Annotated in this window: 13 protein-coding genes; 10 read left to right on the top strand and 3 right to left on the bottom strand. The window is 69.0% G+C overall.

The window, feature by feature from the left end:
- Both VJ976_RS09930 and VJ976_RS09925 read right to left on the bottom strand, forming a co-directional pair.
- Complete coding sequence (locus VJ976_RS09930; protein WP_324100058.1) at window positions 1-1011, bottom strand: ABC transporter permease; 1011 nt, start codon at window positions 1009-1011, stop codon at window positions 1-3.
- A gap of 90 nt (window positions 1012-1101) precedes the next feature.
- Window positions 1102-2769: an ABC transporter substrate-binding protein gene (locus VJ976_RS09925; protein ID WP_324100057.1), complete on the bottom strand. Its 1668-nt coding sequence runs from the start codon at window positions 2767-2769 to the stop codon at window positions 1102-1104.
- Between the two features lie 173 nt (window positions 2770-2942).
- Between VJ976_RS09925 and VJ976_RS09920 the strand changes: the two genes are divergently transcribed.
- The 7 genes from VJ976_RS09920 to VJ976_RS09890 all read left to right on the top strand — a co-directional run bounded on the left by VJ976_RS09920 (window position 2943) and on the right by VJ976_RS09890 (window position 10370).
- Entirely contained in the window at window positions 2943-3389 is a 447-nt protein-coding gene (locus VJ976_RS09920) for a (deoxy)nucleoside triphosphate pyrophosphohydrolase (RefSeq protein ID WP_324100056.1), read from the top strand.
- Between the two features lie 27 nt (window positions 3390-3416).
- A complete protein-coding gene (typA, locus tag VJ976_RS09915; protein ID WP_324100055.1) occupies window positions 3417-5354 on the top strand; it encodes a translational GTPase TypA in 1938 nt (645 codons plus the stop codon).
- The gene (locus tag VJ976_RS09910) at window positions 5351-6190 is read left to right on the top strand and encodes a PIG-L family deacetylase (protein WP_324100054.1); all 840 of its coding nucleotides are present in this window, start codon (window positions 5351-5353) and stop codon (window positions 6188-6190) included. The genes typA and VJ976_RS09910 overlap by 4 nt, the downstream gene beginning before the upstream one ends.
- Entirely contained in the window at window positions 6129-6680 is a 552-nt protein-coding gene (locus VJ976_RS09905; RefSeq protein WP_324100053.1) for a flavin reductase family protein, read from the top strand. The genes VJ976_RS09910 and VJ976_RS09905 overlap by 62 nt, the downstream gene beginning before the upstream one ends.
- Window positions 6681-6722: 42 nt before the next feature.
- Entirely contained in the window at window positions 6723-8603 is a 1881-nt protein-coding gene (locus VJ976_RS09900; RefSeq protein ID WP_324100052.1) for a VanW family protein, read from the top strand.
- Between the two features lie 75 nt (window positions 8604-8678).
- A complete protein-coding gene (gene fdxA / locus VJ976_RS09895) occupies window positions 8679-9005 on the top strand; it encodes a ferredoxin (RefSeq protein ID WP_324100051.1) in 327 nt (108 codons plus the stop codon).
- Between the two features lie 78 nt (window positions 9006-9083).
- Complete coding sequence (locus VJ976_RS09890) at window positions 9084-10370, top strand: citrate synthase (RefSeq protein WP_324100050.1); 1287 nt, start codon at window positions 9084-9086, stop codon at window positions 10368-10370.
- Window positions 10371-10388: 18 nt separating this feature from the next.
- On the opposite strand, the gene VJ976_RS09885 is transcribed toward VJ976_RS09890, so the two are convergent.
- Window positions 10389-11204, bottom strand: coding sequence for a hypothetical protein (locus VJ976_RS09885; protein WP_324100049.1), 816 nt, complete (start codon window positions 11202-11204; stop codon window positions 10389-10391).
- Window positions 11205-11275: 71 nt separating this feature from the next.
- Here VJ976_RS09885 and VJ976_RS09880 point away from each other — a divergent pair, with 71 nt between their 5' ends.
- The 3 genes from VJ976_RS09880 to VJ976_RS09870 form a co-directional block, all read left to right on the top strand.
- On the top strand, window positions 11276-12013 hold the full coding sequence (locus VJ976_RS09880) for a TIGR00730 family Rossman fold protein (protein WP_324100048.1): 738 nt from the start codon (window positions 11276-11278) through the stop codon (window positions 12011-12013).
- Between the two features lie 22 nt (window positions 12014-12035).
- Window positions 12036-12332: a DivIVA domain-containing protein gene (locus tag VJ976_RS09875; protein WP_324100047.1), complete on the top strand. Its 297-nt coding sequence runs from the start codon at window positions 12036-12038 to the stop codon at window positions 12330-12332.
- A partial coding sequence (locus tag VJ976_RS09870; protein WP_324100046.1) for an SRPBCC family protein occupies window positions 12319-12743 on the top strand: 425 nt, incomplete at its 3' end. The genes VJ976_RS09875 and VJ976_RS09870, both read left to right, overlap by 14 nt.

The raw sequence follows: 12743 nt of genomic DNA, 5'->3' as shown, positions 1-12743 counted from the left end.
TCACCGGGTCCGAACGCGTGGGTCGATCACGGCGTACGCGATGTCGACCACCAGGTTGACGATGATGTAGATCAAGGCGGCCATCATGATGAGCACCTGAAGCACCGGATAGTCCTTCTTCTGGAACCCGATGGCCAGGGCCTGTCCGATGCCTTGGTAGGCGAAGACCGTCTCGGTCAGCACCGCACCGGCGAGAAGGGCTCCGATCTGCAGCCCGATGATGGTCACGACCGGGATGAGCGCGTTGCGCATGATGTGCCTGCCCCGGATGATGCGCCGGGTCAGACCCTTGGCGCGCGCGGTGCGCACGTAGTCCTCGTCCAGCACCTCGAGCACCGAAGCGCGGGTGATCCGGAAGATCACCGCGAAGGGGATGGTGGCCAGTGCGATCGAGGGCAGGATGAGGTGCTTCAAGGCGTCCCACGAGGCGTCGAGCTCCCGGGTCAGGATCCCGTCCAGCACGAAGAAACCGGTGACACGGGTGGCGTCGATGCCGACGCTCTGACGGCCGGTGGGAGGCAGCAGGCCCCACTGCTGGGCGAAGAAGTACTTCAGCACGAACGCGAGGAAGAACACCGGAACGGCGACTCCGATCAGCGAGCCGATGATCGAGGTCGTGTCGAAGACGCTGCCCTGGCGGCGGGCAGCCAGGTAGCCCAGCGGGATGGCCAGGCAGATCGCGATCATGATCGCGATGAAGCTCAGCTCGATGGTGGCGGGAAGACGGGTCAGGAAGAGGTCCATCGCCGGGGTCCCCGGCCGGACCCCGTTCGAGATACCGAAGTCGCCCTGCAGCGCGCGCTTGAGGAACGACCAGTACTGGACCCAGATCGGTTCGTTCAGGCCCAGCTGCTCCCGCAGCGCCTCGCGTGACTCGGGAGTGCCGCGCTCGCCGAGCAGCGCGCTCACCGGGCCACCCGGCAGGGACCTCAACCAGCCGAAGAGCAGGATGCTCAGCGCGAAGAGGGACAGCACGGTCTGCAACAGCCGCCGGACGATGAACCTCAGCATGCCTGCCTCCTACGCGGGCTCAAGCGGACGACGGTCGGGGCTGGGCCGTGTGGCCGGCCGGCAGAGGCGCCGACCGGCCACACGCAGGCCTCACTCCTTGATGGTGACGGTGGAGAAGTCCTCCTGCGTCAACGGGCTGGGCGTCAGCCCCTCGACGTCGGGACCCACCACGATCGCGGGCGGGGAGTGCGAGAGCGGCAGGCCGGGCAGCCAGTCCATGATGTTGGCGTTCAGCTCCTGGTAGGTCTCAGTCCGCTTCTCCTCATCCACCTCCTCGTCGGCGGCCCGCAGCTGCTCCTGCAGGTCGGAGTTCCAGTCGTACTCCGAGGTTCCGAAGTCGTTGTCGTCTCCGGCGAAGAACGCACCGAGGAAGTTGTCGGCGCCGTTGTAGTCACCGGTCCAGCCGAGGAAGTAGGCGGGTGAGTTGTTCTGCTGCACCCCGTCCAGGTAGCCACCCGCCCATGGCTTGGCCACGGGAGTCACCTTGACCCCGACCTCTTCCCAGTCGGCCTTCACCGCGTCGTAGATCCGCTGCGGGTCGGGAAGGTAGGGCCTGGTGACCTCGGTGGGATACCACAGGTCGATCTCTAGGCCCTCCATACCGGCGTCGGCCAGCAGCTGCTTGGCCTTCTCGGGGTTGTGCTCCACCGGCTGCAGGCTGTCGTTGTAGCCGTCGATCGTCGGCGGGATGAACTGCGTGGCCACCTCGGCGCCCTCTGGCAGCTGGCTGGAGACCAGCTGCTCCCGGTTGATCGCCAGGTAGAGCGCCTGCCGCACGTCGTCGTTCAGCAGGTCCTCGTTGGCCGAGGGGTTCAGCCCGAGGTAGAGGATGTTGAAAGGGTCGCGGATGAGGACCTGGTTGCCCCCGTCCTCGAGGGTTCCCCAGTCGACGGGGTTCGGCAGGTCGTAGCCGTTGATCGTCCCGGACTCGAGCTCCTGCCGCCGAGACGTCTCGTCGCTGATGATGCGGAAGATGAGGTCCTTCACGCCGGCCGTCTCGTCCCAGTAGTCGTCGTACCGGGTGAGAGTGATGGTGCCGTTGCCGTCGTCGAAGGACTTGTAGGTGAACGGCCCGGTCCCGGTCGGGTGGTCGGTGGCGTACTCGGGGAAGACGAAGCCCTCACCCTGCTGCTTGACGTTGTTCGCGTCGTACTTCTCCATCGCGGTGGGACTCTGCATCGCGTAGGAGGCCTGGGTGAGCACGATGGGGAACTTCCCGGTGGCGCGCGTGATCTTGACCTCCGCGGTCATCTCGTCGGTCGCCTCGCAGGACTCGTAGAGACTCTCCTGGTCGTCGTCCTTGAAGCCGCCGAAGTCGCTCGCCCAGTAGGCGGTCACCGCGTCGTTGCGTCCGACCTCGTTCTGGGTGAACCAGCGCTCGAAGTTGGCGCACACCGCTTCGGCGTTGAACTCCGTCCCGTCGTGGAAGGTCACGCCCTCCCGCAGCTGGAACGTCCAGGTCAGACCGTCCTCGCTGCCCTCCCACTCGGTGGCCAGCTCAGGAATCGTCTCGACGCCGCCCTCTTCGATGCCGATGAGGTTCTGGAAGATCTGCCGTGTTACGCGGAAGGTCTCGCCGTCACTGGCGTAGAACGGGTCGAACGTGGTCGGAGCACCAGCGGCGCCGAACACGAACTGGGCGTCGCTGCTGCCACTCCCGGATCCCGAGCCGCTGTCTCGGTCGGACTCGGCGCAGGAGCTGAGCACCAGCGCCAGCGCGGCGGAACCGGCCAGCACGGCCACTTTGTGGTTGATCATCGTGCCTCCTTGTCAGGGTGCCGCGGCAGCAGAGCTGTCGGCGGACATCGACACCATCGGTGGAGGCAATGTACTCAGGTTCGGGGTCCCTGGGAACAGTGAAACGTAGACCTACAGGTCAAGCCGGGGTGGACCGGGAGGCGCCCGGTTGTTCCCTGTGATGCACTGCGGCCGTGGCGCACTGTGGCTCAGCCTCGGACGTCGTCGTCGTCGCGGCGGCGGCCGTCGTCGACGACCTGGACCGGCCACGGCTACTCCTGGCCGGGCGGCGCAGCGAGCCGGCGGAGCTGAGGGGCCAATGGGAGCTGCCGGGTGGCAAGGTCGAGGCGGGCGAGCGCACCGAGGACGCGGTGTGCCGCGAGCTGCGCGAGGAGCTCGGGGTGACGGTCGAGCTCGGTGAGCGCATCGCCGGCCCCGGTCGCGAGCCGTCGGGGGCCTGGCCGCTGGGGAGGGGCCTGGTGATGTGCCTGTGGTGGGCCCGCCTCACGGGCGGCCGCCCGGAGCCACTGGCCGACCACGACGCCCTACGCTGGCTCACCCGGGCCGAGCTCGAGACGGTGCCGTGGCTGCCGAGCAACACCGCCATCACCGCGCACCTACGGACACGGATGCACGACTGAGCGGGCTCGGCTGCGACACTCGTGCCCATGGCCCCTCATGTGACCTCAGCTGACGCTGCCCTGGAGCAGCGGAGCCGATCCGACCTGCGCAACGTGGCCATCGTCGCCCACGTCGACCACGGCAAGACCACGCTGGTGGACGCCATGCTCGCTCAGGCCGGGGCCTTCGCCGGGCACCGCGGCGACGACGTGGACCGGGTCATGGACTCTCACGACCTGGAGCGGGAGAAGGGCATCACGATCCTGGCCAAGAACACGGCCATCCAGTACGCCGGTCCAGCGGCGCGCCAGGCGGGCGAGCCCGGCGGGGTCACCATCAACATCATCGACACTCCCGGCCACGCCGACTTCGGGGGTGAAGTCGAGCGCGGGCTGTCGATGGTGGATGCCGTGGTCCTCCTCGTCGACGCCTCCGAGGGGCCACTGCCGCAGACCCGGTTCGTGCTGCGCAAGGCGCTTGCGGCCCAGCTGCCGGTGGTGCTGTGCATCAACAAGGTCGACCGGCCCGACAGCCGGATCGAGGCCGTCGTGGACGACGTCTACGCGCTGTTCATGGACCTGCTCGAGGACGGCGCCGACGCTGCGGCGACCGAGGCGGCGCTCGACTTTCCCGTCGTCTACACCTCGGCCAAGGCGGGCCGCGCCGCGCTGACTGCCCCGGGACCGGGTCAGATGCCCGACGGGGCCGATCTCGAGCCGTTGTTCGCGACGATCCTGCAGACCGCGCCCGCGCCCACCTACCCCGTCGGCGCGCCCCTGCAGGCACACGTCACCAACCTCGACTCCTCGCCGTTCCTGGGCCGCATCGCCCTGTGTCGTGTCCGCGCCGGCGAGATCCGCAAGGGTCAGCAGGCGGCGTGGTGTCGCCGAGACGGCTCGGTGGAGCGGGTCAAGATCACCGAGCTGCTCCTGACCCAGGCCCTGGAACGGGTGCCGGCCGACAGCGCGGGTCCGGGCGACATCATTGCCATCGCCGGCATCCCCGAGATCACCATCGGGGAGACCCTGGCCGACCCCGAGGACCCCCGGCCGCTGCCGCTGATCACGGTGGACCAGCCGGCCATCTCGATGACCATCGGCACCAACTCCTCCCCGCTGGCGGGCAGGGTCAAGGGCGGCAAGGTCACGTCGCGTCTGGTCAAGGACCGGCTGGACCGGGAGCTGGTGGGCAACGTGTCGCTGCGGGTGCTACCCACCGACCGTCCGGACACCTGGGAGGTGCAGGGCCGCGGCGAGCTCGCGCTGGCGATCCTGGTCGAGCAGATGCGCCGCGAGGGCTACGAGCTGACCGTCGGCAAACCGCAGGTGGTGACACGGGTGGTCGACGGGAAGGTGCACGAGCCCGTGGAACGGATGACCATCGACACCCCCGAGGAGCACCTGGGGACCATCACCCAGCTCATGGCCGTGCGCAAGGGACGCATGGAGCAGATGACCAACCACGGCACCGGGTGGGTCCGGATGGAGTTCGTCGTGCCCGCCCGGGGGCTGATCGGGTTTCGGACCGAGTTCCTGACCGAGACCCGGGGGACCGGCATCGCGCATCACGTCTTCGACGGGTATGCGCCGTGGTTCGGTGACATCCGCACCCGCCAGTCCGGGTCACTGGTCAGCGACCGCGCCGGGGTGGCCACCACCTACGCGATGTTCAACCTGCAGGAGCGCGGCCAGATGTTCCTGGCCCCCACGACAGAGGTGTACGAGGGGATGGTGGTCGGGGAGAGCTCTCGGGCCGACGACATGGACGTCAACATCACCAAGGAACGCAAGCTGACCAACGTACGCTCGGCCACCTCTGAGGTCCTGGAGCGCTTGATCCCACCACGGCTGATGAGCTTGGAGCAGTCGTTGGAGTTCTGCCGCGAGGACGAGTGCGTCGAGGTCACCCCCGAGGCCGTGCGCATCCGCAAGGTCATTCTGGACGCCACGGTGCGTGGGCGGGCGGCGGCCCGTGCGAAACGGTGAGCACCCCGCTTGCCCCCGGCGTCCGGCTGCTGGCGGTGCACGCTCACCCCGACGACGAGACCCTGGCCACCGGGGTAGCACTGGCGCAACACCGCGTGTGGGGGGACGAGGTCCACGTCGTCACGGCCACCCTCGGGGAGGAGGGTGAGGTCATCCCCGACGAGCTGGCCCACCTGGAAGGCCAGGACGGGCTCACCGACGTGCGGCGGGCCGAGCTGGCTGCGGCGATGGACACGTTGGGGGTACAGCACCACTTCCTCGGCGGCGACCCGCCGTCGTGGCGCGACAGCGGGATGGCCGGCTCGGCGGCGGCGTCGCATCCCAGAGCGTTCGCCGGTGCGCCGGTTGCCGAGCCGGCGTCGGTGCTGTCCGCACAGATCCGCGACATCGCCCCGGACGTGGTGGTGACCTACGACCCGGACGGGGGATACGCCCATCCGGACCACATCCAGACCCACCGCGTCGTGGTGGCGGCCTTGAGCGACCTGCCCGTCGAAGACCGACCCGCAGGGTTCATGGTGCTCACCCCGCGTTCGTGGGCGGTCGCCGACCGCGAGTGGCTGCGCCGACACGACTCTCTCGACGCCTCGCTGACCGTCCCCACGGCCACCGACCCCTACCCGCCGTCGGTGGTGCCGGACGAGATGGTGGACCACGTCCTCGACCCCGAGGCGCATGGAGAGACTGCCGCTGCGGTGCTGGGGCTGCGGGACGCCGCCCTGCGCCACCACCGTACCCAGGTCACGGTCTACGACGGCTACTACGCTCTGAGCAATGACATCGCAGCCAGGCTTGCCCGGCGGGAGGGATACGCCCGCCTCCCCGGCCTCGGATGAGCCGACATCGGTCGACCCGATGGCCTACCGGCAGGCCATCGGGCGGCTCGCCGCGGGGGTGGTCGTGGCGACGACGTTCTCCGGGCGTCACGACCACGCGATGACCGCGACCGCCGTCACCAGTGTCTCGCTGGACCCGGTCCTGGTGCTCATCTGCGTCGACGAAGAGGCCAGGTGGCACGACGCGGTCCTGGACTCCCGGGTGTGGGGGCTCAGCGTGCTCGGAGCCTCGTCACGGGCGGCCAGCCAGTGGCTCTCCACGCCGGGGCGGCCGCTTCACGGCCAGCTGGACCGCATCCCGCACCACCGGGGTGGCCTGGGAGTCGCCTTGCTCGACGACGCGCTGGCCACGCTGGAGTGCCGCACCTACGCCACCCACCCCGCCGGTGACCACGTCCTCGTCGTCGGTGAGGTTCTCGCCGTGGCGACGCCTGCCCAGGCCGAGGCGGCACTCGTACACTTTCGGGGGACGTACACCTCGCTCTCCTGAGCGGGTCCGTTTCGCAACCACTCGAGACCATCAGGGGCCCAGGTGCCGGACGAGAACACGCCACTGGCGTCGATGCCCACCGAGCGCAGCCGCAACGAATGGTGGGGCATCCTGGTGCGCTTCGCGGTGGCGGCGGTCGTTCTCGTCGGTGGGTACGTGGCGCTGGCGTACTACCTCGGAGACCGCGTGCCGACCGGAACGACCGTGCGTGGGGTCGATATCGGCGGCCTGGGCCAGCAGGCTGCAGCCGACCGCCTGGAGAACGAGCTGGGCGGCCTGGCCACCGAGCCGGTGCGGCTCGAGATGGAGGGTGAGCAAGCCAGCCTGCGGCCCCAGCGCTCCGGCCTGAGCTTCGACATGGACGCGACGCTGAACGGTCTGACCAGCGTGTCCTTCGACCCGCGCAACATGTGGGCTCGGCTGACCGGCGACGGTCGCTCGGTAGAGCTGGCGACCACGGTGGACTCGCAGGCCCTGGGCACCGCGGTGCAGCAAGCCGCAGACGACGTGGACCAGGCTCCCGTCCAAGCCGAGGTCGTGCTCAGCCGCGGCGAGGTGAAGACCACGTTGCCCGAGCCCGGTGTCGCCATGCGGGTCGAACCCACCGCTGAACGCATCGCCTCGCAGTGGCCGGAGAAGACGACCTTCAGGGCCGAGAAGGAGTCTGTACCGGCCGACCTGGAGCCGGAGCAGGTGAAGAAGTTCGTCTCCGACGTCGTGGAACCCGCCGTGGCCCAGCCGGTCGTGATCGAGATCCGGGACGCCGACGCCGAGGCCCGGATCACACCGAACCAGCTCTCCCGACTGCTGAGCGTGCAGACGCCCACCCGCGACGGCGAGACCACGCTGCAGCTGGTGCTCGACCAGTCCGGTCTGGAGGACCTGGTCGGTGGTGCGCTGGTCGACGTGGAACGCCCGGCGCGCGACGCGACGGTGCGGCTCAGCGACCAAGGGGTGCCGGAGGTCGTCAGCGCCCGGATCGGCACGCGGATCGACCAGGCGGCCGCGTTGGCGGGGGTGCGTGAGATCGTGCGCGCCGACCGCACCACCACCGAGGACGGCTCGCCCGACGATGCCGCCTCGACCGGCGGGGCCGACGACGCAACGGCCACGAGCGCGGGCCCGGACGAAGCAGAGCAGACCAGCACCGAGGAGTCCGACAGCGTCTCGGTCGAGGACCGCACGGTGGTCGTGCAGACGATGGACGTGCGTCCGGACATCACCAACCAGGACGCGGCCTCGTGGGAGATCGACGCGGAGATGGCCGAGTTCGTCAGCGAGTTCCCCACCGGCGCCGACAACGCGGCCCGCACCGAGAACATCCGGGTGGGCCTGCGCTACCTCAACGGTTCGGTGGTGATGCCCGGCCAGCAGTTCAGCCTGGCCGAGACGCTGGCTCCGATCAGCACCGAGCGGGGATACGTCGAGGCAGGGGTCATCAAGGACGGTCGCCTGGTCATGGGCATGGGTGGCGGTCTGTCCCAGGTCTCGACGGCGCTGCTGAACACCGCCTGGTTCGCCGGGGTGGAGCTCAACGCCTTCACCCCGCACTCCTACTACATCTCTCGCTACCCGGTGGGGCGGGAGGCCACCATCTCGGTCGGGCAGATCGACAACGTGTGGACTAACGACACCTCGTCACCGGTCATCATCCAGACCTTCATCGACGGCGACGCGATCGTCATGCGGTTCTGGGGTGACCGGCAGTACACGGTGGAGACCCGCACCGGGGACCGCACGAAGATCACCCGACCCGAGACCAAGACCGACGACAGCGCGGACTGCCTCGAGCAGAGTGCGGTCGAGGGCTTCACCATCACGGTGGCCCGCGACCTGCGGAAAGCGGGTGACGTGGTGCGCACCGACGAGTACACGACGACCTATGAGCCGTCTCCGGGCGTGACCTGCACAGGCGGTGGGTGAGCGCGGCCCGCGTCGTCACCGTGGGCAGCGCGGGTGTATTTCGGCGGGTCGGCGATCGGCGGCATACTGTCTGCCATGACGTACGTGATCGCTCAGCCCTGTGTCGACCTCAAGGACAAGGCGTGCATCGACGAATGCCCCGTCGACTGCATCTACGAAGGTGAGCGCTCGCTCTACATCCACCCGGACGAGTGCGTGGACTGCGGTGCCTGCGAGCCGGTCTGCCCGGTCGAGGCGATCTACTACGAGGACGACACCCCGGAGGAATGGGCCGAGTACTACCAGGCCAACGTCGAGTTCTTCGACGACCTGGGCAGCCCCGGCGGAGCCGCGAAGCTCGGGTTGATCCCCAAGGACCACCCGATCATCGCCGCCCTGCCGCCGCAAGAGCACGAGGAGTGACCCCACGGCGGGGCGCTGCGTGAGGCGGCCCGCCTGCCGCCACCACCGACACCCGACGGGTGCCACCAGGAGGAACGCATGACCGACAACGCCACACTCCGCCACAAGGATCATGAGCTGGGGCTTTCCGTCGTGCCCGCCAGCGAAGGGAACTCGGGGCTGGACATCAGTGAGCTACTGAAGACCACCGGGGACGTCACGTTGGACGTCGGGTTCGTCAACACGGCCTCCTGCAAGTCCGACATCACCTACATCGACGGCGGCGCGGGGATCCTGCGCTACCGCGGCTACCCGATCGAGGACCTGGCCGCGAGCTCGAACTTCCTGGAGACCAGCTACCTGCTCATCTACGGCGAGCTGCCGACGACCGACGAGCTCGCGACGTTCGACAGCAAGCTGCGCCGGCACACGTTGCTGGTCGAGGACATGAAGAGCTTCTTCGACGGCTTCCCACGCGATGCCCACCCCATGGCCGTGCTCTCCTCCGCCGTCTCGGCGCTGGGCACCTTCTACCAGGACAGCCTGGACCCCTTCGACCCGGAGCAGGCCGAGATCTCGACGGTCCGCCTCATGGCCAAGCTTCCCACGATCGCGGCGTACGCCTTCCGCAAGAGCCTCGGACAGCCGTTCCTGTACCCCAACAACGACTACAACCTCGTCGAGAACTTCCTCTGGATGACCTTCGGTCAGCCCACCGAGCGCTACCAGATGGACCCGGCCGTGGTGAAGGCGCTGGATCTGCTGTTCATCCTGCACGCCGACCACGAGCAGAACTGCTCGACCTCCACCGTGCGGCTCGTCGGCTCCTCGGAGGCGAACCTGTTCAACTCGGTCTCGGCCGGGATCCACGCGCTGTCCGGCCCGTTGCACGGAGGTGCCAACTCCGCGGTACTGGCCATGCTCGAGGGGATCCGCACCGAAGGGGGCGGCGACGTCTCCGAGTTCGTGCGCAAGGTCAAGGACAAGGAGGACGGGGTCAAGCTGATGGGCTTCGGTCACCGGGTCTACAAGAACTACGACCCCCGCGCCGCCATCATCCGGGACACTGCGCACGACATTCTGTCCAAGCTCGGCACCAACGAGCTCCTCGACGTCGCCATGGAGCTGGAGTCCCAGGCGCTGGAGGACGACTACTTCGTCGAGCGCAAGCTCTACCCCAACGTCGACTTCTACACCGGGCTCATCTACGAGTCGATGGGCTTCCCGACGAACATGTTCACAGTGCTGTTCGCCATCGGACGCCTCCCCGGGTGGATCGCGCAGTGGCACGAGATGATCAACGACCCCGACACCAAGATCGGCCGGCCGCGTCAGGTCTACACCGGGTACGGGGAGCGCTCCTACACACCGGTGGAACAGCGCTAGCGCGCCGGCCCGGCGGCCTCAGCCGCTGAGCTCGATCTGCACCACTCCCTGGCTCGCGGCGCCATCGTCGTGCCAGTTCATCGGCTCCTCGTCGCGCCTCCAGGACCGACCGTCGGTGGAGACCCGGGTGATCTGCCGTTGCTCGGCGCGGGTCGTGGCCCAGCCGGCCACGGCCCAGGCGGACCCCTCCGCCTGCACTGTCACGACGTTGCCGTCGGCGCTCGCGGCGAGGCCCAGGCTGCCCAGCTCGGCCGCCAGGGCGGACGGGTCCCCCGGGCCGTCGGGGTCGTCGAGCCGGCACCCGAGCGCGGCCCTCGTCTCTCCGGTCAGGGCGGAGGCCATCACCCGCCCCTCCCACTCGTGGTCGGCGTAGGCACGCGGGTAGGCACTGCGCTGCACGGTCTGGGCCACGTCGTTGATCGGCTCGTCCTGCCAGCCCTCCACCTGTACCAGTGCGTCGTAGAACTGGCCCGTGGAGTACACCGGGTCCAGGATCTGCTCCTCGGTTCCCCAGCCTTGGCTCGGTCGCTGCTGGAAGAGCCCGAGGGAGTCGGCGTCGCCGTAGGTGAGGTTCTGCAGCTTGGACTCCTGGATCGCCGTGGCGATGGCGATCGAGGCCGCGCGCGGCGGCAAGCCGCGCTGGACCGAGATCAGGCTTATCGTCGAGGCGTTCGCCGACTGTTCCGGGCTCATCGTCTGCACGCGGTCGGCGGCGCGGAACTCACACAGCGGGTCGCGCAGGGCCGAGCCCAGCCACTGCGCCCCCAGCACGCCTCCCACCGCGGCCACGGCGACCAGGGCCAGACTCACGAGGGTGCGACGGGGAGCGGGCATGCGGGGAAGTGTAAGTCGGCTCACCGGGCGCAGCGTCCAGGCTGCCGAACGGGCTGGGGTAGGTTGCACCGGTGAGCACATCCCGGGGTTACCAGCGCGGTCCGATCACCCTGCGCGACCAGCGCATCCCGGCCAGCACGACCGACCAGAACCTGCTCGACTCGGCCGGTCCCGGGGACTGGGTGCACACCGACCCGTGGCGAGTCCTGCGGATCCAGGCGGAGTTCGTGGAGGGCTTCGGGGCGCTCGCCGAGCTCGGGCCCGCGGTCAGCGTCTTCGGCTCGGCGCGGATCGAACCCGGCACCCCGGTATACCGGATGGGCGAGCAGGTGGGCCGAGCGCTGGTGCAGGCGGGGTTCGCGGTCATCACCGGTGGGGGACCGGGTGCGATGGAGGCGGCCAACAAGGGCGCGGCGCAGGCGGGCGGCACCTCGGTGGGTCTGGGGATCGAGCTTCCCTACGAGACCGGCCTGAACGACTACGTCAACCTCGGGATCGACTTCCGGTACTTTTTCGCGCGCAAGACGATGTTCGTGAAGTACGCGCAGGGCTTCATCGTCCTGCCCGGGGGGTTCGGCACGCTGGACGAGCTCTTCGAGGCCGTCACCTTGGTCCAGACCGGGAAGGTGACGCACTTCCCGATCGTGCTGGTGGGGGTGGACTACTGGTCACCCCTGGTGGACTGGATGAAGAACGCGTTGCTGGCTGAGGGCACCATCAGCTCGCGTGAGCTCGACCTGGTGACGCTGACCGACGACCCCGCGCAGGCGGTGCGCATCGTTCTCGAGGCGAACCCCCGGGTCGGCTGACCCCGATGCGTACCATCGTCCTGTGACGATCCTCGTGGTGGTGCTGGCGGTGCTCGCCGTGGGCGTGGTCGCCGCCGTGGTGGTTTCGCGGCTTCCCGTGCCCGGGGTCGAGGACGCCGTGTCGACCCAGTCCTACCCGGGGTTGGCCTCGGGAACCGTGGAGCCCGCCGAGGTGCGTGCGGCCCGCCTGGACGTCGCGGTACGCGGCTACCGGATGGACCAGGTGGACGCGATGATGACCCGGCTGGCCGACGAGCTCGAGGCTCGCGATGCCGAGATCGACCGACTGCGAGGGCAGGAGCAGCATGGGCACCTTTGATCTGGTCCGTCGAGTCAACGCCTCCCCGGCCACGACGTTCGACGTTCTGGCCGACTTCCGCCGGCACTCCGACTTCATCCCCGCCACCACCATCACGGCGGACGACGGGGAGCCGGGCGTGGGTTGGCGTTTCACCGCCAGGACCGGCGTGGGGCTGCTGGCCGTCGTGGACCGGATGGAGGTGTCGGTCTGGGATCCGCCCTATGAGTTCCGCATCGACAAGCTGGGCCCGGTCCTGGACGGCTGGGCTCATGTGCACGTGACCGCCGAGGCCGGTCAGACCCGCGTCGTGTGGCGGGAGCGGATCGTGCTCCGCCCGGCCCCCGTGGGTCGCCTGGTCGGGCCGGTGTCCGACCGGGTGAACCGGGTGATGTTCGGTCGCGCGCTCGACAAGATGGCGGCGCGAGCCGC

The organism is Ornithinimicrobium sp. (assembly GCF_035267225.1).
Classification (GTDB): Bacteria; Actinomycetota; Actinomycetes; order Actinomycetales; family Dermatophilaceae; genus Ornithinicoccus.
Note: the sequence above shows the minus strand (reverse complement) of the source record. Positions and strands in the feature narration are given on the sequence as shown.